Genomic DNA, 21,187 nt, shown 5'->3' on the forward strand with positions numbered 1-21,187 from the left:
GATCAATCCTTGAACATCGAAATCAGCGCGTCGGGCACGCCAGCCGCGCAAGTTTCGGGCAACTCGAACAAAGTCCAACCTTTGGCATCAGCGATCTCGCGCGCTGCATCGGACAGGGCTCCGGCGCAAGCCGCAACAAAGTGGTTGCGCCATGTAAAGCCCATTTCCTGATCGGAAAAGCTGACGGATGTGCTATCCGGGGCTGGGACACCCGCATCTTTGAACGCAGGTTCCCATCCTGTGGCGCTCACTAAGCGCGACGGTGCAGCAGCAAGCACCGCCTCACCCCGGGCCAAGTCTATCAGCATTTGCTTGGCTTCATCACTGGCGCGGTCGATCAGCTCGTGGTCCGGCTGGTTGAAGTAGGAGAGCAGACAGCGATAACAGCCCCGGACACAGGCCTCGCCATCGCGACCCACCAGGAGCTTGGCATCTCCCGACGCGATGGCTTCGTCGACTTTGTCAAAATGCATGAGGGACAGAGCTTCCCTCGCAACCTTGCCAAGCGCATGAGGGTCCTCTACCAAGCGGTTCAGGACACCGGCCCCGCCCTCGGTAGCCTCATACGCGAGGATCGAGCGGCGGTTGTCGCGGGCGGGCAACGGCTCCCCAAGGATTTCGCCTTCTTCCAGCTGGAAGGTAACCGCAATTCCCCGCAAGAGCGCATGCTGGACGGTCGCGATCGTCTCGGGGGCGTAGGCTTCTGGTTCGCGGAAACGCAGAAGGAGCGCGTTCTTGCGGTCTCGCACGATTGGCACGATGCGGACCGGTTTAACGACATCCGGCGCTACATCGACCTCGGGATCCTCGTCTTCTGACTTTGCCCAGTAGCCACTGCGCGGGTCGATGTTGAAGCCGAAGACGGTCTGGTTTTTGCGCCGCTTCAGCCCCTTGTTGATCCGGCTGATCTCGGCGCTATTGGCATATTGCAGGGCGAGGATTGATGTTTCGCCGCAGCGGAAATCAGCCTCGGTGACCTGAAGCCGCCCATCCCGCTTCGGCCAGGAGAAAACTGTCTGGATGTCGAAGCCCAAGCGAACGCGCTCTTCGTCGTTCGCGGTGATCCTGTCGGCTGCTGCTGCTTCGACATTGTCGATCCGAAGTGTTCTCTGCACCGGGACTTCGCCCGCCATCGGGGAGTTGCACGCATGACAGCGTTCGACTTCGCCTTCATGACAGGCACCGCAGTTGGAACAGATGAAGATGTCCTTGGTGGCAAGTTCTGATCCGTCCCCGGTGCGGACTTCGGGCGGCAACTTGGCCTTCACCACCCTGTAGGCCCGGCCTTCGTGATAAATCAGGCTGCGCGGCCCGAATTCCGAGATTGCCAGGAACCGGGCTCGTTGCAGGAATGAACCGGCCTTTCCCTCTCCGGGGACGAAGGCATAGAGCGGAAGCCGCGGGAAGTTATACCCCGGCAGAAATCCCTCGGTCGCGAGGTAGCGATAGGAATAGAAATCCGATCCGTTCGTGGCCTTGCCTTGCTCAAGGATGGCGATCTGGTCGCTCGCCTGCATCTGAGCTGCTTTGATCTTGCGCCGGTCGGCGCCTGATAGGCCAGTAATCTCCGAACGGCTGTTGGCCTCCATCAGCTGGGTCCGAGCCGAATTGTACAGTTCCCGCCAGCGATCAAAGGCGCGATCAAACTCCTGCGGCGCGCGCATCGCGACCTCCAGGATGAAATCATCCGGTTCACCCATCCAGACCGGTTTCTGGCCGTTCATAGAGGAAAGGATCTGATCGAGCACCCGCTTCATTGGGGCACGCGCGGTTTTCACGAGACCCGGTCGAGTGATGACGTCGAGAATATCCTGCTTTAGCGGGTATTTAGCTTGCTTCAGGTCGAGAATCTCAGGGATGTCCGGAGACAGCGCCAGCTTGGCCTCGGCCAGCCAGACAGCATGCAAATGCGACAGCACCAATTCCTCATTGGTGATGTCGAGCGCGGGTGGCCTCACGACCCCTGCCACCATTTCATTGCGCCGCTCAAAGAAATACTGGTCGTGCGGCGACTGGGCGGCACAATAGGTGACTATGACCGCCGCCTGACCGGACCGACCAGCCCGACCAGCCCGCTGAGCGTAATTCGCCGGTGTGGGCGGAACATTCCGCAGATAGACAGCATTCAGCGCTGAAATGTCGACGCCGAGTTCCATCGTCGGCGAACAGAAGAGGGCGGGCAGGAACTGGTCGGACTCACCGGATGCTTTGATCTCCGCGACATTCTCTTTGAGCTTCGCCCGATCATCGTCTTCGAAGCGGAACCGCCATTCCCGCCATTCGCGCTGTTTTTGCGAAACCTGCGCGGTATGCTCCCGACCCTCCAGACCCCAGTATGTGCTCTTGCCCCGTTTCAGGTCTGCAGCAATGGCATTGTAGAGATCGTGGAAATAGCGGTTCCCCTGTGCCGTCCCGCTGCGGATCGCTTCCCCAGGGACCAGACGAACAGCAGACGGCGAAAGCCGCCAGCCTTGAAGGTCAGTCTCGATCTCAACATGCGATACCAGCCCTTCGCGTGCCATCAGCTCCATCAGGCCGGTCATGACCGTGAGATAGTCAGTCTTGCTGAGCTTTGTGCCGATGACGCTTTTCCGATTGATCCGTCGCCCGATGCGAGAGTTATGACCGGCGCGGATAATGGTCAGCTCTTCGCGGAGCCCGACCCTGTCCTTGCCAGGCGCCTGCAGGAAAAGGGTCGTGCGGCTTCTGGGCGTTTCTTTCTGGTCGATCAGCCAAGGCGTTCGCAACAGATTCCGGGACTTCTGGCCAACAGCATCGAGGACAGTTAAATCAAGGGCTTCGGTGCTGACGGCCAAGCCTTCGAGCATCGCCCCAAGAATTTCCGTGAGCAATTTCTTGCAGGCTTCGGCATTGAGGCTTCCAAGGTCAGGAAGGATTGCCATGAGGCTTTCAGTATCACCCGCGATCTCATCCAGCCCGACAAACTCCACGTCGATGAGTTTGAGAACCGACAGGCTGGGGTTGGTGTAACGCCATCCCCGCCTCAGGTCGGTCCAAACCCGGTGGGCGAGGACTTTGGCGAGGGAGCGTTGAGCATCCTCCCGAACCACCGCTCCGGCTTCCGGGTCCAGCATCCAGTGGATCCGCGTTGCTTTGTTGGACGCAGTAAAGCCGAGAGCTTTCACCACGCGCAGACCGAACTCATCCTCCGTCATGCCGTCATCGCCAGCGTCGAGAACGGCCCGCAGAATTGCGCCGCGCAGCAAGCTCACGAACAAATAGTCGTTGAAGTGACCTGCCTGCAGCGCTGCATCCTGGCGGTTGTCGGTGAATCCCAGCAGCTTTCGCTTCTCTGCGGGAACACCGCTGCTGTCCCCGTTCATCCATTCTAGGGCGGTGGAAACCAGATGGGTCGTTGCTGAGCTTCGGCCCTCGCCTGAAAGGCCTGCGAGTTTGCTGCGTTCCCGCATGCTGGGGTGCGGTTGATCAACGCAGCACGGACAGAAACCGAACTTGCCGGGGATGAACCAGAAGCTGCCGCCAGCCGGGCTGTACCATCCATCCGGGCTCACTGTAACAAGCTGGGGAAGTCGGCCCTTTCGATTGGAGCGGAGACGTTCGATCCCATTGCGGTCTTCGCGCCAGTCTTCCGGATAGGTCTCGGCATCGCCCGTGAAGGCGTAATCCGGGTCGCCGTCGCCGATGGGCGTCAAATAGCCTGCTACGTCGCCATCCGGGTCCACGATTGGCGTGTCGTCAATGTTCCGTGGCAAGAAGCGGATTCCATCCGCATCCTCGGCCTTGGTGACCACGTGGACTTCTTGGCCGCATTCCCGGCAAAACCGGGTCGGATACAGGCGATGGCCGGGTGCATCCGGGTCTTCAAGCTGGCCCTCAAACAGGACCCGCCTTGGGCGGCCGGTCAGCGTCGTGAAAATTTCCCCAGCACCGGAAATGAAGCGGTGAAGCTTGAACGCAAGAAACGGGCCTGAGCCAGAACCGCCACGCTCCGTCTCCGGCAGGCTGACGCGGGTCAAGAACCGCTCGAAACCGGTTCGGCAGGTTTGCGCATCGACCCCGCTGTCTTGCGAAAGCAGTTCGGCAGCCGTGTCGAAAGGGACGGGCTTTTTGCGCTTAAGCTCTTGGCCATCATCGAGGCCGATCGCAAGTTCTGCCCAGACCGCAAGAGGATGTCGCCGCAACACCTCGTCCGTCAGAGTTTCGGGAAGGTCGTTCGCCAGAATCTGTGCAAGTTTCTGTCGCACGTCTTCCAGTTTCAGACGGTCATCTGTCGCGCGCTGAAGTGACTCGTCGATAACGGCATCCGGACCGATCGATGCCCCGAACAACCGGGATGCCACGTCTGCGACAGCTTTCGCTCGACCGGCCTCTGATCCTTCGCTTGCCATGGTGGCCGAGGTGCCGATGCAGATCGGAGCTTTGGCAGGTGCGCAGCGGTTCCGGAGGCGTCGGACAAGGATTGCCACGTCTGCGCCCTGACGGCCGCGATAAGTGTGCAGTTCGTCGAGCACGATGAACTCGAGCCCGCTGGCATTGTCGATGACTTTGTTATCTAGGCTGTCCTGACGCGTCAGCAACAACTCGGCCATCATGAAGTTTGTGAGCAGGACGTCCGGCGGGTTGTCGGCAATCCGCTGACGTTCCTCTTGATTTTCCTGACCAGTGTAGCGCCGCACGACCGGCTTCAACTCTGCGGGCAGCCCAGACTGCGAAATGAACTTCTCGATTTCCTTGATCTGGCTGTTTGCCAGAGCGTTCATTGGATAGACGATAATGGCGCGCGTCTTGCGCGGTTGCCCAGCCTTTCGGGCCCGCACAATTGCATCGACTATGGGAACGAAGAAACACAGCGACTTGCCCGAGCCGGTCCCCGTGGTCACAACAAAGCTCTGACCGGCGCGCGCTTTGGCGATGGACTGCGCTTGATGCCGATGAAACCTGATTGGCGTTGCCCCAATCCGGAAAATCTTGCCTGTCGCTTCGTCGAGATCCCCTGATGCCACGAGGTCGTCAACTGTAGGCCCCGAGAGAAATCTTGGGTTAAGCGAAAGGAGGGCATCCGGCCAGAAACGCCCCTCATCATATTGCCGTTCGATCTCGGTCCTGATGTCCCCGGCCCGAATGGTGCTGAACGATCGCGAGAAGCGCGCATAGGAGTCGACAAGGTTATGATCGAATTCAAAAGCCTTCATGGAAAATCCTATTGCTCCCCCGCCGGTTCCCGTCGGCCGAGTAACTCATCTCGGTTCAGGAGCACGATCTGTTGGTCTTGTGCCCGTCGCGCTGCTGGATCGGTGTCGAGCCCAAGCCGCTTCAGTGAGTAGTAGAGCATCGATTTTCGGACAGTGATCTCAGTCCGGCCTTCGTCTTCCATGCCGTAGTCTAGGCAGATCGCTTGTTTCTGGCCTTCCGAGAGGTCTGGATGCGGTGCGATCACCAGAATAACTTCGGAATGCCAATCGGCGTCCTGCTCGCCACTTGAGTTCGCTGGACCCGGTTGCTGATCTTTGCGCGTTTCCATGATGCGTGAGAGCAGGAAATCCTTGAAAACCCCATCCTTTCGGCAAAAGGCGCGGACATGCCAACGCAAGCCGTCGAAGGCGTAAGAATGTGGCTCAATCCAGCGCCACGACGGCACAGCAGTGCTCATTGACTGGTATCGGATCTCGATTGCTTGGGCATGGTCGACAGAGTGGATGATCGCCCTGAGGATCTCTGGACGAACACCTCGCGCCGGTGTCGGCGCGACATGAAACGGCGGGATTGTCCGCAGCCATGATGCCGCAGGATCAAGAATGCCCGCGCGCATCGACAGAAGCGGGGTCAAATAGTTTTCAGCCGAGATATCGAGGAAGCGGGATTTGAAGCCTTCAGCGCGGCGGTATGTTTTCTCGACGCTATCATAAACGAGGTTGTTCGGTGCCAGGTCCTGATAGGCTTTGAAATCCTGCGAAGCTTGGGTCTGTGAAACGCCGAATTGGGCGATCAGGTCAGACCTGTTCAGGCGACCGTGCCAATAGGCACGGAATTCAATGAACTCAAAGCGAGCTTCCACGCCATGTCTGAGCTTTCCGTCGATCACTGGTCCCTACAGATTCTGGTCCAAACAGTTTCTGTAGTGATACTGGCGGTTGTGATCGCAGCTGTAAACCCGATCAAAGGGTGAACATTTTGTTAGAATGTTTTCGCGAGGTCACGCTTGCACTCTAACAGGCCAGCGAGGGAGTTGGGTGCCGGAGGCAAACAATCCGGCAGACCTAACCAAGCGCCTCGCGCAGCGATGTAGCCACGGAATTCGCGGCACTCCTGACCGGGTCTGCCGCGAGGTGGGCGTAACGCGCCGTGGTCTGCACCTGCGTGTGGCCGAGCAGCTTGCCGATCATCGGCAGCCCCTGGCCGGATGCGACGGCAGTCGATGCAAAGGTGTGGCGCAGGTCGTGGATCCGGACATCCTTGACCCCTGCGCGGGCGCGGACGCGCTGCCAGAAGGGCTGGAGGTCGCTGAGCGGCTTGCCGGGCAGGGTTCCGGTGATGACCCAAGGATTGCCGTCGATGCGCTCGGCACTTTGCAGGTATTCGACCGCAGGGGCACCGACATGCACGACTTTCTTGCCGGTCTTGGAATCGGGCAGGCGCAGGGCGCGCTCGTCGAAATCGACGTAGTCCCATTTCAGCGTCATGATTTCGCCGAGGCGGCAGCCGGTCAGGATCAGCAGCCGCGCCGCCAGAATGGCGGATGACAGTTCTATGCGCTCGCTTTCCATCTCCCGCAGCACTTCGCCGATCCGGCGCAACTCGGCGGCACTCAGGAACCGCTCGCGCTTTTCTTCTGGATACTTCCGGATGTGCTTGCGCGGGTTCGATCCATCCGGGCGCAGTCCCCACATCTCGGCCAGTACGAACATCTTGGAAACCACCTCAAGGCAGCGGTTTGCCTGATAGGGAATGTGCCGCAGGTCATGGTGGAACTTCGCCACGTCGGCGCGGGTGATCTCCGGCACAGCCAGACGCCCCAACGCGGGCAGGATGAAGCGCTTGAGGTTGCTGCGGTACTCCTTTGCCGTGCTCGCCTTCAGACGCACGGAGATATGCTCCTTGTCGAAGCGGTCAGCCAGATCGCTGACCGTGGCAGCGTTGCGTTTTGCCGCACGATCAGCTGCGGGGTCTTCGCCGTTCTTGACTGCGGCGATGATGGTGATCGCCCGGGTGCGTGCCTGATCGCAGGTCAGCACCGTGCTAGGCCCGAGACTCATCCGCCGCGCACGCCGCCCGGCGCGAAACTGCACCACGAAGCTTTTGCGCCCGCTGGGCATCACGCGCAGCCCGAAGCCAGGGATGCCCTCATCCCAGAGGAAGAATTCCGTCGCCTGCGGCTCGATAGCGTCGATGGTGCGTTTGGTCAGTTTGGGCATGGGTGATCCTGCGCGATGATCGTGGTTGATCCCTACTGTGGGGATCATCAGCGCACAGTCAACGAACACATTGAAATTGCGTGATAAAAGGAAAATCTGCGTAGGCATTGGGGCGGCTGAACTTGCTGGGAATGACGCAATACCGGCCTTGATGTCGAATCAGTGTCGGCGTTTCGCTCGTCGCCGACCGCTGCTAGGGTGGCTCAAAATTGATACGGATTTCCAATGGCATCGAAGTCGACCCTGAACGCAAAGAACCTCGAGGCGCTGGGTGCAGAGCGCCTGGCCGAACTGCTGATCGAAATCAGCACCGGCTCGGCGGTGGCCAAGCGGCGGTTGCGACTGGAGCTGGCCGGGGCGCAGAGCCCGAAAGAGGCGGGGCGAGAAGTGGCCAAACGGCTGACCAGCATCGCGCGGGCGCGCAGCTTTGTGAACTGGCAAAACCGCAAGCCGCTGGTCACCGATCTGGAAAGCCAGCTTCGGGCGATCAAGGAGCAGATAGCCCCGGCTGACCCGGCCGAGGCGCTGGCGCTGACCTGGCGCTTCATTCAGGTTGCCACGCCACTGTTCGAGCGCTGCGATGACAGCAGCGGCATCGTCATTGGCGTGTTTCACGATGCTTGTGCACTGCTGGGCGAGATCGCGCTGGCCGCTGGGACGCAGCCAGAGGCGCTGGCCGATGCTGCGGTTGAGGCTTTGCGCGACAATGGCTACGGCCAGTATAACGGCCTGATCGCCCTCCTGACTCCCGCGCTGGGGGCCGAGGGGCTCGCCCATCTCAAGCAGCGGATCGAGGTCCTCGCAGCGACGCCAGTTCCTGTGCCGCCGAAAGGCGAATGGGAGGCGGTGGGCTATGGCAGCGGCGGTGCCAGCTATGCGCACCAGATGGAAGAACGCTCCCGGCAAAGTCTGGTGCGGATGGCGTTGAAGGACATCGCCGATGCGATGGGCGACGTGGATGCCTTCATCGCCCAATACGATCCGGCAACGCGCAAGGTGCCAAAGATCGCTGCCGAAATTGCCGCACGGCTGCTGGCAGCGGGCCGGGCAACGGATGCGCTCGGTTTCATCGAGCGGGCGGAAGTGGACAAGAGCCGCTGGGTTCCGCACGAATGGCAGGCAGCCAGGCTTGAAGTGTTGGAGGCGCTTGGCCGAGGTGATGAGGCGCAGGCGTTCCGGCTGGAGTGCTTTCAGCACAGCCTCGACGCGGACCATCTGCGCGCCTATTTGAAACGCTTGGCCGACTTCGACGATGTCGATGCCGAGGAAAAGGCGATGACCTATGTCATGGACTATCCCGCCGTCCTTTCGGCGCTCCAGTTCCTGATCCAGTGGCCCGCCTTGAACCGGGCTGCAGGGCTGGTTCAGCAGCGGTTCAGAGAGTTGGACGGCGATCACTATGAAATCCTGACCCCGGCCGCCGAAGCCTTGTCGGCGCGCTTCCCCCTAGCCGCCACGCTGGCCTTGCGCGCGATGATCGATTTCACGCTTAACGCCGGGAAATCCAGTCGCTACCAGCATGCAGCGCGGCACTTGGCTGAATGCGATGCACTGGCCAGCCAGATCGAGGACTTCGGGACGGTCGAACCTCATGCGAACTATGTCGCCCGCTTGCGCCGAGACCATGGCCGCAAGTCCGGCTTCTGGTCTCGGGTCGAAGGAAAATGATGTGGCCTGCCTCCCTGAACTAGGGCCACATGCTTGACGGTCGGCTCAGTGCGCTATTCCGGGCGTTAAGGGCGGGAAGCAGCCTAGCGGTACCGCAGCATTGCAACCGCCGCCCCTTGCGAACGTTGCCGGTCATCGTGCCAGCCGTACTTGGTTCCGGACAGCGGTGACTTTCCATCTTCAGATTCGTAGTGCTTACGTTCTATAAAGACTGATAACTTCGTGCCTTCGGCTCAGCCCTTCGGCTAAGCAATCGGAAAGAAACCGCCTTGACCAATCCAAACGCAGTTCTTATCGACCGCCATCCCGGCCGGTCTACCCAAACCATCGGCCTTGCCCTCGAGATCGGCACCGATCCGGCTCTCATCCACGAGCCTTCGGTTGGCGTGGTTGGCACCAAGGGCGACAGCCAGTGCTATCTGGGCGTTGCGGCCAAGGTCGAGGCAATCCACCAGGCTCTCAGGTCCCGCATCGGTACCGGGCCCGATCAGTTCCGGTTTCGGCTTGTTCAGCCGGAGTTTACCATCGCAACCTCGGACGGCATGCGCAACGGCACGCCGGAAATGCGCTACTCGCTGATTGGGCGAGAGGTGACGCATGATGCCTTGTGTGAACACTTCAGCGCGACTGGTCTCGCCGGCACGATTGCCGTAGTCGCCTGTGACAAACCGCCCGTCGGCACACTTGCGGCCATGCTGGAGCATAACCTACCGTCCATCATCATGTCGGATGGTCCGATCCACCCTGGCACCGATCCAAAGACCGGCGAAAAGCTGGATATCGTCAGCGCCTTTCAGGTGGCAGGCCATCCGGACGCAGAATACCGCCACCACATTGCCTGTCATGCCTGCCCCGGCTTTGGCAGCTGCGGCGGCATGTTCACTTATAACACCATGCAAACCTTCATAGGCGTGCTTGGCATGCAGCCCTTGCATATGGTGGCGCCCCCGTCGGACGATATCCGCCGCTTGACGGAGTTTCCCGATGAACTGGTCACACTGCTTGCGCGGATGATCGAGACGGACCTGAAGCCCCGCGATATCGTCGGGCGAGATTCCCTGCGAAATGCGACGATCGTCACCATGGCCATCGGCGGCTCGACCAACGCGCTTCTGCACGCGCCCGAGATCGCCCGTTCCGCTGGCTTTGCCGACTTCTGGAAGGACATCATTACCCCCGAGGAGTTCAACCACCTCTCGCAGCACGTCGTCCCCGTTCTGACCAATGCGCGACCCTATGGCAAATATTCCATGGTCGATATCGACCAGGTGGGTGGCGTGCAGGTCATCGTGCGCGAGTTGCTGGAGGCGGGTCTGCTGAACGGCGATGTGCTGACATGCACGGGCGAGACGCTGGCCGAACAGGTCTCGCGTCTTGGTGCCAAGCGAGCTGACGGTGCGGTCATCTATCCGGTCGATGCCCCTTACAAGCCGACGGGCGGCCTGCGCATGCTTGGTGGCAACCTCTCGCCCGAGTTTTCGGCCATTCTCAAGCTGGCCGGGGTTGAGGGCGGGCTGGAAAACAATCTGTTCCGCGGCAAGGCGCGCGTGTTCGACGGTCAGCAGGCCCTTCTGGATATGTTGGACCAGACGCCCGAGGCGTTCGAGGACAACGATATGATCATCGTGCGATATGAAGGGCCAAGCGGCGCACCCGGCATGCCGGAAATGTTGGACCCGACTGCGCGCATCACCACCCTGTGCCGCGAGCGTGGCATCGTAATTGCCCTGATGACGGATGCGCGCTTTTCTGGCGGCTCGATAGGTCTTGTGATCGGCCATGTAGGCCCCGAAGCGGCGCTTGGCGGGCCGATCGCGTTCATCGAGAATGGCGACGAGATCCTCGTGGACCTCAACACCAACGAAATCAACTGCACCGCTCTGAACGACCCGGCTATCCTGCACGCCCGCAAGTCCGCTTGGGACAAGGCGGTCGCAAGCAACGGCGGCTTCCACCCAAGCCTGGGCCTCGCCGATACCCGCCTGCTGCAGCGCGCGCGGCACATGGCAGTGCCGGCCATCCGGGGCGCTGGGCTGCACCCAAACCGCACCGTGTGGGTTCGCGACCCACGTGAAGCCACGCCCTCCGGCTTCACGCCGCACAACAAGTTCCGATCTTGAATGCGCAAGGGCCATGAAGCGCGTCTTTTTGGATAGTGATCCCTCGACTCCTGGTCGAATGCTGCATTGACTGCACACAAGCATCCTGTGTTTTCCGGGCGGGAGTCATGTTAATGATTTACTTGTTTGGGCGGTCAAGACTTGCAAAATGACGCCGTGCTCATGCCCCGCTCTGCCTGGCGGAGGATCGCGAGGATTTGGGGCTGGCAAGAGACATACCCCGGACTGCGATTGTTTCAGCCTATCCGGCTTTTCAGCATGGCAACCGCTCCGGTGAACTCGCGCCGGTAATAGGCCCGGTCATCCTCGCCAAAGCCCGGTCCCCGGCCCAGCGTGCGCGCCTGCTGAAGAAACCCATTTGCCGCATTGCCGTGCGCTATTTTGCTGACGACAAGAGAGGCCAGAAATGGCACCTCATTCTTGGCGTCCTCGACCATTGTCGCCTCCAGCGCCTGTGTCACTTTCGCAATCGAACCGGGCATATACAGCCCCATTGCCCGGGCAAGCTGGCCATAGGTCATCGGCACCTGTTCTGCCGACAGGCCGGACAGATGCGCCCGAATGCGATCCCGCAACATACTCCCAGCGGCAGCAGCTGTTGCAGAAGCTCGCGGCGCCGGAACTTCATAAGCACTGCCATCCGCTGCGATTTCGGCCGCCCAGACACGGTGAGCGGATCGTATGATCAGCCGCGTCTTGCCCGCATCCGCTCCGCTTCCTGCTTCGCACTGGCTGACAACCTCGCCCGATCGTAAACCTACCCGGAGGGTTTCGGCGTCCATCCCCAGACGCGCAGCAAGGTAGTCGGGCGAGATCAGGAATTGGCCATCCTCCCGCGTGATCGCATCGGGTGGGACGGGACGATACAGCAAAGGACGCTTCGGGATCGGCGGGCCATCCGGTGCGGCGCTGTAATAGGGGGTCGCACCGGCGTCATGGTCGGTCACGTCGATGATATCGCGGACTTCGGGCACCGCTGCCCGGATCATCTTTTCCACCCCGCCGCGCAGCGTCGCGGCAGAGGATGCACAGCCCTGACATCCCCCCGACATCAGCATGCTGACGACTCCATCGCGAACGTCCGTCACGCTCACGTGCCCGCCATGGCTGGCAATCGCAGGGTTCGCCTGACTGTCCAACACCTCTTGCACGGCCAGCCGGATTTCGGCATCGGTCCGGGCCTGCCCGGCGACTTTGGCCGCCAAACCCAGCGGCGCAGAAGTTCTGGCCATAGTGTCGCGGAGCGCCTGCGCAACCGGGCCCTTCAGCGCGGTCCAATCGCCGTCATTGGTCTTGACCACCGTCACAATCGCGCCCGATACATCCACTTTTGCGACCCCGGAAATGGCAAACAGCGCCTCGGCCAACGGCGCGCCCTGTGCTGTGGCCACGCTGGAAAAGGTGGCCGCCGCCCCGGCCTGCACATCACGCTCCACCACAAAGCGCAGGCTGTGCGGATCGGTGGGCGAGCTTTCGGCACGGATGCGCAGTAAGACTGCCGGTTCAGACATCTTCAACCTCGGCAGCCACCATGCCCCGCAGATGACCAAAGGTGTAGATCCCCGACTGATGGCCATCGCTGAAGCTGACGCCGATTGCATAGTTGCCAAGGCTCCAGATCCGGATCGGCACGATGTTCAGCGGCACAGTCGCCGGGTCCAGCACCGCGCGCCCGCTCATCTCATCGACACAGGCCGCACAGCGGCACGCCAGGCGCAGATCTCGCATGTCGATCTGCTGGTCGTGGCCGTCCTGCCAACGCAAAACCAAGGTCCGCCCGTCGCGGCGATCCAGTCCGACCAGAATTTCGGCAGCACCCCCCGCGTGGCCCGGCTGGGGCGCGGGATTTGGCTTGCTGGCGTCATCGGCCCAATGCCAGTCAAACGGCGTGGGAATTCCAGCTGTGGCGGATACGCGACCAGACAGGATCGCGGCAATGTCGCGGTAGACGGCCGCAGCGGGGGCATCAGGATGGGCAATCACCAAAGGGCGCCCCTCATCGCCGCAATCCACGATCGCCGGATCCAGCGGAATGGCCCCCAGAAACGGGACCCCAAGGCTCTCCGCGATCTTTGCGCCGCCGCCATGATGAAAGATGTGGGTCACCTCGCCACAGGATGGGCAGGTAAACCCGCTCATGTTTTCAATGATGCCAAGGATCGGCACCTTGACCTGTTCCATCATGCGAATGCCGCGCCGGGCGATTTTCAGGCTGACATCCTGCGGCGTGCTGACGATGACAGAGCCGGTCAGCGGAAAGCTTTGCGCCAGTGTCAGTTGCGTGTCGCCGGTGCCGGGGGGCAGATCAAGGATCAGATAGTCGAGCGTGCCCCAGTCCACCTCCAGGATGAACATCCGCAGGTATTTCGACACCATCGGGCCCCGCAGAATTGCAGGCTTGTCGTCATCGGTCAACATGCCCATCGAAATGACCTTGATGCCATGCGCCTGCGCGGGCATCACCTTGCCCGACGGTGACATCGACGGGCTTTTGCCAGTCTCAATCCCCAACATTCCCGGCACAGAAGGGCCGTAAAGATCGGCGTCCACCAGCCCGACTGCGGCACCTTGCGCCGAGAGCGCTAACGCCAGATTGGTGCTGACTGTGCTTTTGCCCACGCCGCCCTTGCCGCTGGCGACAGCGATGATCTGGCCCAGATGCGCCATGCCGGTATCATCAGGTGCGCGGGGGGTCGCTTGTGTTGGTGTCATCGGCTTTTCCTTGGGTCAGCACCGGTCAGGACCGGCGTTCCGCTTTGGTTCGCGGCAAAATTGATGCACAGGCGACCAAGATCGCTCGGGGCGACTTCGGCTGCGACGCAGGCACAATAGCTGGTCGTGCCACCGCCCGAAAAATGCCTGCAATCGCCGCAGGTTCCAAAGACCACGGTGCCGCGAATTTTGGCAAGCTCTCCTGCCAAGGCAGGCAAAGCTCGCCGCAACGCCATACGCAGCGTGCCCTCCAGCCGGTCAATGGCTTCTGTCAGGTCACGCAAAGGATCGTGATGCATGATGGCTTGCCCGCTGATGGTCAGGTCCACCCGCATGCTGCGACGGTCACCCATTGCCTCGTGCCGGACAAGATGGCCCTTCAGCATCAGAGATTTGATGATTTGCGATGCCGTGCCCCGCGTCGTGGCATGAAAGCTGGCGAACGCTGACGGCGTCCTCGAAAGACGGTTGGCACGCGCAAAAAACCGCATGGCCGTCCATTGCGCCGCAGTGAGGTCTGATCCTGTGTCGGTCCCGCGTGCCGCCCGGCCAAGATAGACCAGCAGCTCAGCGATCTCTTCTGTGTCGGTCGCTTTTTCAGTCATCAATAGATGGTAGCGTTTCAAAACTATATTGACAAGCCGCTCCCGCCAATATTAGTATCGAAACGAAATCAAGTGTGAAAATAGTGAACAAACCCTTCCCACCGCCCCGAATGGCCCGCAATCAGACGCCGCGTGCAGAATTTCTTGACGCGCACAACGAGGCACTGCTTGCCAGATGCTGGCGCGACAAAGGCGATGTTCACGCCCGCAACCGTCTGGTCACATCGCACCAGGCTCTTGCGAGGGCGTCGGCCAAGCGAGCAGGGGGCAAAGGACGAGAGTTAGATAGTGACATTCTGCAGCATGCAAATATCGGGTTGTTGAAGGCAGCCGATCGCTTTGACCCAGACATGGGCTTTCGTTTTTCTACCTATGCCGCATGGTGGATCAGGGCAGAAATCCAGGACTATAAAATTCGGAACTGGTCCTTGGTCGTGCTTCCGAATTCAGCGTCCAGCCGTAAGCTGTTTCACAATCTAAAACGTGTTGAAGCCCGACTGGTCGCTGCGGGCGATGTTCCACCAGAACGGCTTGTTGACCAGATAGCGACCGAACTTGCAGTTACGCCCGAACAGGTTGTGTCGATGCAGCAAAGACTGTCCGCGCCGGATGGGTCGTTGAACCGGCCCGTCAGTGACGATGGTGGTACAATGCAGCTGCAGGATCTGCTTGAGGATCCCGATGCGGACATCGAAAAGGAAGTCGTCGCACGAATGGATTCGCGCACCTTCTGGATCACCATGTCCGCCCACCTGAAGCGGCTTTCCAAGCGTGAACAAGACATCATCATCGAAACCTATGTAACTGACACCCCAAAAACACTGGATGCTTTGGGCGAACGGTTTGGCGTATCGGGCGAACGTGTTCGCCAGATTCGTGAATCCGCTCTTTCCCGACTGCGTGTATCCTTCGCAACTACAGCGACCACCTGATGGAGACATCTGCATATACGCCTGCCAAACCCGATTGTGTCCGCAAGCTGCGCGTGGCCGTCGACCGCACGCTCTACCTGCTGCGGAACTTGGTCGAGCGGTGCTTCAACAAGCTCAAGAACACCCGCCGCGTCGCAACACGCTACGACAAAACAGCGGAAAGCTTCCTCGGCTTCATCGACATTACCTCGATCCGCGTCTTGCTGCGCCATTTGTCATCATGACCTAGCTGCAAGAGTTGCTGAGACAAGTACGAATGTCAGGTTCGATGATATTGCTGCGCAGCAGCCACTTTGATCTGAATGTCCGTAGTGGGCCGGTTGCGATCGAATGAGTTGATGACTTCATGCTACCGGAACATCATCGCTTGCCCGTGTGGAAGCACAGTGGAAGCAAGAGGGAGAGGTTCGTGGCGGTCCATTGCGAAATTCGGCGTAGGATCAGTGTCGGGCAGGGGGCTTCAAGCCACGGAAAATGCGAAGTATAGCGCGGTTCTGAGGGATTGTTCATGGTTCGTTCGCCACGACTCATAACCTGAAGGTCACAGGTTCAAATCCTGTCCCCGCAACCAAATCTAACAACGATATCAAAGACTTGCAGAGCCCCCTTCGGGGCGCTTTTTGCATTTGGCATTCTACATCAACGCCACATCAACACCGGCACGGAAAAACTGCAACAGCACGCATACGCGGGCACTGGCAGACAGCGACGGGCTTCATGATGCAGACTGACATGCTGGATCCATCCACGACCATATTTCCGCAGTGACTTCTGCGAGCGGCTTTCCTTCAAGCGTGGTTCCGATGGAGTACGCGCGCCATTGCGTTTCCTTGCCTTGTTCGGTCGAAAACGCGGGTGAAAGCCCCACCGGACAGGTCGTCGGAACGGAGGTTTCCCTCCGCTTGAACGTTCCCCGGATCGTGTCGGCCAGTTCCTGGCTATCGATCTTGACCGCCTTTGGCAGTGTCCACAGATCATAGAAATCCTTCATCCTGCTGTTGGCGATGCCCAGCGCGACCACCGCCTGAAACTTCTCGGCGATTACGGTCGCAGGGGAGTAGGCACGGATGGATGCCGTCGGGAAATCCAAAAGGGAGCCATAGTCGATCTGGTATTTTGGGTCGCCGAGGGCATCGCCGAACCCGAGGTCTACGGTGATCGGAATTTGGGTGGTTCCCAAATAGGCGGTCGTGCGCAAGCGCATGCCGCCGTAAACCTGATCCTCGCGGATCGCAGCTGCCGTCAGATTGGCCGTGTCGTAGATCAGGCCGTCACCGCCGTCGATCGCAAGGATCGTTGAAAAGGCTTCTTTCAACGCGGCCTCTTCGTCGGACCCAAATGCCAGGAAATCTATGTCCCGCGTGAACCTGCCAGTGTCGGCCGTCCAGAGCGTGACCAGCATCCCGCCTTTCAGGACGAAGCGATCACGATAATCAGAGACCGACAAGCGGTAGACCAGCCGCTCGAGGCCAAAAGCAACGAGAACCACATCGAAGACCTGCCCCTCTTGCCGTGCCAGGTTGAGCAGGCGTTGCCGGACTGAGGCCGCGACGTCCTTGGGTGGTTTAGCCATTGGACGTCAGCGCCTCCAGATAGGGGCGCATCTGGTTCCAGGCACCGTTTTGCTGTGCGGCCGCCGCCAGTTGTCCCGGCGTTGCCTTGCGGTCGTTGAGCACTGACTTCATGGCCTCTATGGCCACGGACCGATCAACCAGCTTCGGGTTTCTGAAGGCGTCAGCAATCGATTTGGTGATGGAATACACCCGCACTTCGACGCCGTGAATGTTGTGAACCTCAAGCCCGTTTGTCAGATAGGGTTCGCGAAACCGAACAACGCGGATCTGGGGGTAGTCGATCTTCGGGGCCCAATCCTTCGCGCCAACGGCGATCCAGATTTTGCGCGGCAGCTGGTCGGTCAGTTGGTGAAAAGACAGCGCAGAGGTCAGACAGATGACAGCTTTCGGAGCACGTTTGGCGATCTCGATCAGCGCCGAATGTAGATCCGGTTCGCTGTCTGGCAGTTGATAAAGACCCCGTCCGATGCGAACAACCGCGCCGTCGGAAACCGCGCGCGAGATTGCCGTGGCGGCCACGCCAATCGCCGCCAGATCCCTGGAACGGGCTGGTCCATGGTCCTCCATGAAGTCGATCATTCGGGCACGTTGGCTGTGATCCGTTATCATCGGTGTTAGAAATCCTCGGACAGATTTGGTTTTTGTCCTAGGTTTTGTAACACAAGGAGGCGCTCAGGGCAACCGGCACATCTGTGCCGCCTGTCCGCCAGCCGTTCGGCCATGGCGAGAATGGTCAAAAGCACCGTGTCGGAGTGTTGTGCGAGCACGATCAGGTGCTCTCCGCTCGGTCCCCGTTCGCCGGAAAGCCAATACTTGACAGTACGTTCACTCGCCCCTGTCCAGCGCATCGCTGTCTTGACGGCCCGGTGGGTCTGGCCCAATTCCGCGCGCAACGCGGCGGCGATGGCCTTGCGATATGCGGCCTGATCCGCAGTGACGTGCACAGTTGTGCCCTTTTTCGGCACAACTGTGCCCATCTTGACCCGCATCGCCCCGTCCCTCTCCGTTAAACCAGTGGAGACGACATGAAAGCGGCAGATTCGATTCTCCGCCCAATGCCAAAGGACTGGTCCAATCGGTTGGAGACGCCAGCATGAATTAATCAGGAGTAGGGTATGGCTGGTGCAGCTCCACCATCTAAAAGAGGACCTGCCAATATCAGCCCAACCCGGCGCGCGGCGGAATATGTCCGCATGTCGACGGAGCATCAGAAATACTCAACCGAAAATCAATCGGATGCCATCCGGGCCTATGCAAACGACCGTGGGCTGGAGATGGTCCGGACCTATGCAGATGCGGGCAAAAGCGGATTGCGGATCGAAGGGCGCGAGGCGCTGCAGCAGCTGATCCGGGATGTGCAGGAGGGCAATGCAGATTTCGATGTGATCCTGGTCTATGATGTCAGCCGTTGGGGCCGGTTTCAGGATGCTGACGAATCCGCCTATTACGAATACATCTGCCGCCGCGCGAACAAGCATGTCGAGTATTGCGCCGAGCAATTCGAAAATGATGGGAGCCCGGTCGCTACAATTGTCAAAAGCGTCAAGCGTGCAATGGCGGGCGAATACAGCCGGGAACTCTCTACCAAGGTTTTCGCCGGGCAATGCCGCCTGATCGAACTGGGGTATCGGCAGGGTGGCCCGGCTGGCTATGGCCTGCGACGCGTCCTTCTGGACGAGCGCGGTCTGGTCAAAACGGAACTGAAGCGTGGCGAGCACAAAAGTCTGCAGACCGATCGGGTCACACTTGTGCCGGGCCCCAACGACGAGATTCAGACCGTCCGTTGGATCTACAGCCGGTTTCTGAAACATGGAAAGTCCGAAAGTGAAATCGCTGCCGAACTGAATGACCGTGGCATCCTGACCGACCTTGCCCGCGACTGGACCCGTGCGACCGTCCATCAGATTCTGACCAACGAAAAATACATCGGCAACAACATCTACAACCGCCGCTCCTTCAAGTTGAAGCGCAAGCGGGTCGTGAATGGCCCGGACATGTGGATCAGGTCAGATGGCGCGTTTGAGGCGATCATTGAGCCCAAGCTTTTTCATAAGGTTCAGGGGATCATCGAGGCGCGCAATCGCCGGTTTTCCGACACGGAGATGCTGGAGCGCCTCACCAAACTGTTCCAGCGCCACGGCTATATCTCGGGGCTGGTGATCGACGAGGCCGATGGGTTGCCGTCAAGCGGGGCCTATGCCCATCGCTTCGGCAGCCTGCTCAGAGCTTACGAGTTGGTCGGGTTCACCCCGGATCGCGATTACCAGTACATCGAAGTCAACCGCATGTTGCGCCTGTTTCACAGCGACGCGGTCGATCTGGTGACCCGCGAAATCACCAGGCTGGGCGGTGTGGTCGCGCGGAATTCCGACACCGATCTGTTGACCATCAATGGTGAATTCACAACTTCGGTCGTCGTCGCACGCTGCCGACAAATTGCCTCAGGCGGCCTGCGGTGGAAGATACGCTTCGATACCGGCCTCGCCCCGGACATCACCATCGCGATCCGGATGGACCGCACGAACACGGACGCTCTCGATTATTACCTTTTGCCCCAATTCGAGATGCGGACCAACCGTTTGGGGCTTGCAGAGGAGAATGGCCTGATGCTGGACGCTTTTCGTTTCAAGACGCTTGATTTCTTCTTCGACATGGCTGGGCGGACACGCATCTCGGAGGTGGTGCCATGGTAGACCACACCGCGCCGATCAAAATCCGGCGGATACCCATCGACCGAGTGATTGTGGAAAATCCACGTGAACGCAGCGAAAAGACCTTCAAACAGCTGGTCGACAGCATTTCCAAAGTCGGCCTGAAAAAGCCCATCACAGTGACGGTCGACCGGGCTGATCCCGATTTTGAGGCCTTTCACCTGGTGTGTGGCCAAGGGCGGATGGAAGCCTTCGCAGCACTTGGGCAGACCGAAATTCCGGCGATCATCATCGACGCAAGTGAAGAAGACCGGATGTTGCGCAGCGTGATCGAAAATATTGCTCGTCGCCAGCACCGCCCACTTGAGCTGTTGCATGACATTGGGGCCTTACGGGAACGTGGCTATTCTGACCAGAAGATCGCCGAGAAAACCGGCCTCACCTATTCCTATGTGCACGAAATTGGCCAGTTGATTGCCCAAGGCGAGGAGCGGCTGCTGCTGGCGGTAGAGACGGGTCAAATGCCAGTCAGCGTCGCGCTCGATATTGCCCGCGCAGAAGGCGACGGCGTTCAGGCGGCACTCGCCGCTGCCTATACATCCGGAAAGCTGAAGGGCAAGCGTTTGCTGGCCGCACGCAAGCTCGTTGAACGGCGCCAGCGTCTTGGCAAGCGCCAGAAAACCAACCCCGGTGACAATACCGGCAGAACGCGCATGACCTCGGATGCGCTGGTGCGCGCTTTCCGCATTGAAACCGAGCGTCAGCGGGAGATGGTCCGAAAAGCGGATATTGCTCAGGCGAACTTGCTGTTCGTCGCAACCGCGTTTCGGGCGCTGTTTCGGGACGAGAACTTTGCGACGCTTCTTCGTGCGGAAGGGCTTGAGACGATGCCAACGATGATTTCTGAAATCCTGACGGAGGGTGCGTTATGACTGTATCTGCGCAAGCGGTTATCATGGCGTTTGAGCCTGAGGGCATTGAAGTGCCATTGTCGGCGATCCTGCCGGTGAAGCAACTTCCAGCCAACATAAAAACGTCCCGAAAATACGTTCAGATTGCCGCTTCGATTGCCGAGGTGGGCATCATCGAACCGCCGGTCGTCGCACGCGGCGCGGACGGTTCGGGGGTGTTTTTGTTGGTCGACGGCTATATCCGAATTGAGATTCTAAAAGACCTTGGCGCAAGTTCTGTCACCTGCCTTGTCGCCATCGACGACGAAGCCTTCACCTACAACAAGCGGATCAGCCGTTTGGCCACCGTTCAGGAACACAAGATGATCCTGCGCGCGGTTGAGCGCGGGGTGTCAGAGGAACGGATCGCCAAGGCACTGGATGTCAATGTCGAGAACATCCGGATGAAGCGCAAGTTGCTCGACGGGATTTGCCCTGAGGTTGCTGAACTTTTGAAAGACATGTAAAACAGCGTGCAAAAGTGACCAGCTGACGGGGTGGAACAGCGTCCAAAACTGACCACCCCAGTCGTGCAACAATCCCGCTTTTAGGCGGGAGCAGCTGGAGTGTTATGCGTGGAA

At 59.8% G+C, this 21,187-nt stretch carries 15 protein-coding genes and 1 pseudogene; 7 read left to right on the forward strand and 9 right to left on the reverse strand.

What is annotated here, in order from left to right:
* Positions 1-2 precede the first annotated feature (2 nt).
* The 3 genes from ACP7AP_RS19970 to ACP7AP_RS19980 all read right to left on the reverse strand — a co-directional run bounded on the left by ACP7AP_RS19970 (position 3) and on the right by ACP7AP_RS19980 (position 7,394).
* Positions 3-5,174, reverse strand: coding sequence for a DEAD/DEAH box helicase (locus ACP7AP_RS19970; protein ID WP_426037009.1), 5,172 nt, complete (start codon positions 5,172-5,174; stop codon positions 3-5).
* 8 nt (positions 5,175-5,182) lie between these two features.
* Positions 5,183-6,064 (reverse strand): WYL domain-containing protein, encoded by an 882-nt coding sequence (locus tag ACP7AP_RS19975; RefSeq protein ID WP_426037011.1) that lies wholly within the window; start codon positions 6,062-6,064, stop codon positions 5,183-5,185.
* Positions 6,065-6,239: 175 nt separating this feature from the next.
* Positions 6,240-7,394, reverse strand: coding sequence for a tyrosine-type recombinase/integrase (locus ACP7AP_RS19980; protein WP_426037013.1), 1,155 nt, complete (start codon positions 7,392-7,394; stop codon positions 6,240-6,242).
* Between the two features lie 225 nt (positions 7,395-7,619).
* Here ACP7AP_RS19980 and ACP7AP_RS19985 point away from each other — a divergent pair, with 225 nt between their 5' ends.
* The gene (locus ACP7AP_RS19985; protein ID WP_426037015.1) at positions 7,620-9,062 is read left to right on the forward strand and encodes a DUF6880 family protein; all 1,443 of its coding nucleotides are present in this window, start codon (positions 7,620-7,622) and stop codon (positions 9,060-9,062) included.
* Positions 9,063-9,331: 269 nt separating this feature from the next.
* Positions 9,332-11,182, forward strand: coding sequence for a dihydroxy-acid dehydratase (locus tag ACP7AP_RS19990; protein WP_426037017.1), 1,851 nt, complete (start codon positions 9,332-9,334; stop codon positions 11,180-11,182).
* 236 nt (positions 11,183-11,418) lie between these two features.
* On the opposite strand, the gene ACP7AP_RS19995 is transcribed toward ACP7AP_RS19990, so the two are convergent.
* The 3 genes from ACP7AP_RS19995 to ACP7AP_RS20005 are packed head-to-tail and all read right to left on the reverse strand — an operon-like array spanning position 11,419 to position 14,499.
* Complete coding sequence (locus ACP7AP_RS19995; protein WP_426037019.1) at positions 11,419-12,693, reverse strand: DUF6522 family protein; 1,275 nt, start codon at positions 12,691-12,693, stop codon at positions 11,419-11,421.
* Complete coding sequence (locus tag ACP7AP_RS20000; RefSeq protein ID WP_426037021.1) at positions 12,686-13,894, reverse strand: P-loop NTPase; 1,209 nt, start codon at positions 13,892-13,894, stop codon at positions 12,686-12,688. Before ACP7AP_RS20000 ends, ACP7AP_RS19995 begins: the two co-directional genes overlap by 8 nt.
* The gene (locus ACP7AP_RS20005) at positions 13,891-14,499 is read right to left on the reverse strand and encodes a MarR family transcriptional regulator (protein WP_426037023.1); all 609 of its coding nucleotides are present in this window, start codon (positions 14,497-14,499) and stop codon (positions 13,891-13,893) included. The genes ACP7AP_RS20000 and ACP7AP_RS20005 overlap by 4 nt, the downstream gene beginning before the upstream one ends.
* Positions 14,500-14,573: 74 nt before the next feature.
* On the opposite strand from ACP7AP_RS20005, the gene ACP7AP_RS20010 reads away from it, so the two are divergent.
* On the forward strand, positions 14,574-15,431 hold the full coding sequence (locus tag ACP7AP_RS20010; RefSeq protein ID WP_426037025.1) for a sigma-70 family RNA polymerase sigma factor: 858 nt from the start codon (positions 14,574-14,576) through the stop codon (positions 15,429-15,431).
* A 41-nt stretch (positions 15,432-15,472) separates the two neighbouring features.
* Positions 15,473-15,655: pseudogene (locus ACP7AP_RS20015) on the forward strand (transposase); the annotation flags it as partial.
* Between the two features lie 491 nt (positions 15,656-16,146).
* Here the strand turns inward: ACP7AP_RS20015 and ACP7AP_RS20020 are convergent.
* From ACP7AP_RS20020 to ACP7AP_RS20030, 3 genes are read right to left on the reverse strand one after another with little or no spacing between them, the layout of a single operon-like run.
* Positions 16,147-17,004: a nucleotidyl transferase AbiEii/AbiGii toxin family protein gene (locus ACP7AP_RS20020; protein WP_426037027.1), complete on the reverse strand. Its 858-nt coding sequence runs from the start codon at positions 17,002-17,004 to the stop codon at positions 16,147-16,149.
* Positions 16,997-17,584: a type IV toxin-antitoxin system AbiEi family antitoxin domain-containing protein gene (locus ACP7AP_RS20025; RefSeq protein ID WP_426037029.1), complete on the reverse strand. Its 588-nt coding sequence runs from the start codon at positions 17,582-17,584 to the stop codon at positions 16,997-16,999. The genes ACP7AP_RS20020 and ACP7AP_RS20025 overlap by 8 nt, the downstream gene beginning before the upstream one ends.
* Positions 17,585-17,619: 35 nt before the next feature.
* Complete coding sequence (locus tag ACP7AP_RS20030; protein ID WP_426037031.1) at positions 17,620-17,994, reverse strand: XRE family transcriptional regulator; 375 nt, start codon at positions 17,992-17,994, stop codon at positions 17,620-17,622.
* A gap of 126 nt (positions 17,995-18,120) precedes the next feature.
* Here ACP7AP_RS20030 and ACP7AP_RS20035 point away from each other — a divergent pair, with 126 nt between their 5' ends.
* From ACP7AP_RS20035 to ACP7AP_RS20045, 3 genes are read left to right on the forward strand one after another with little or no spacing between them, the layout of a single operon-like run.
* On the forward strand, positions 18,121-19,698 hold the full coding sequence (locus ACP7AP_RS20035) for a recombinase family protein (RefSeq protein ID WP_426037033.1): 1,578 nt from the start codon (positions 18,121-18,123) through the stop codon (positions 19,696-19,698).
* Positions 19,692-20,588, forward strand: a complete 897-nt coding sequence (locus tag ACP7AP_RS20040) for a ParB/RepB/Spo0J family partition protein (protein ID WP_426037035.1) — start codon at positions 19,692-19,694, stop codon at positions 20,586-20,588. Before ACP7AP_RS20035 ends, ACP7AP_RS20040 begins: the two co-directional genes overlap by 7 nt.
* Complete coding sequence (locus ACP7AP_RS20045) at positions 20,585-21,073, forward strand: ParB/RepB/Spo0J family partition protein (protein ID WP_426037037.1); 489 nt, start codon at positions 20,585-20,587, stop codon at positions 21,071-21,073. The genes ACP7AP_RS20040 and ACP7AP_RS20045 overlap by 4 nt, the downstream gene beginning before the upstream one ends.
* Positions 21,074-21,187 lie beyond the last annotated feature (114 nt).

Origin of the sequence: Cypionkella sp. TWP1-2-1b2, assembly GCF_049896245.1 — a bacterium.
In the GTDB taxonomy this organism is placed as follows: Bacteria; Pseudomonadota; Alphaproteobacteria; order Rhodobacterales; family Rhodobacteraceae; genus Cypionkella.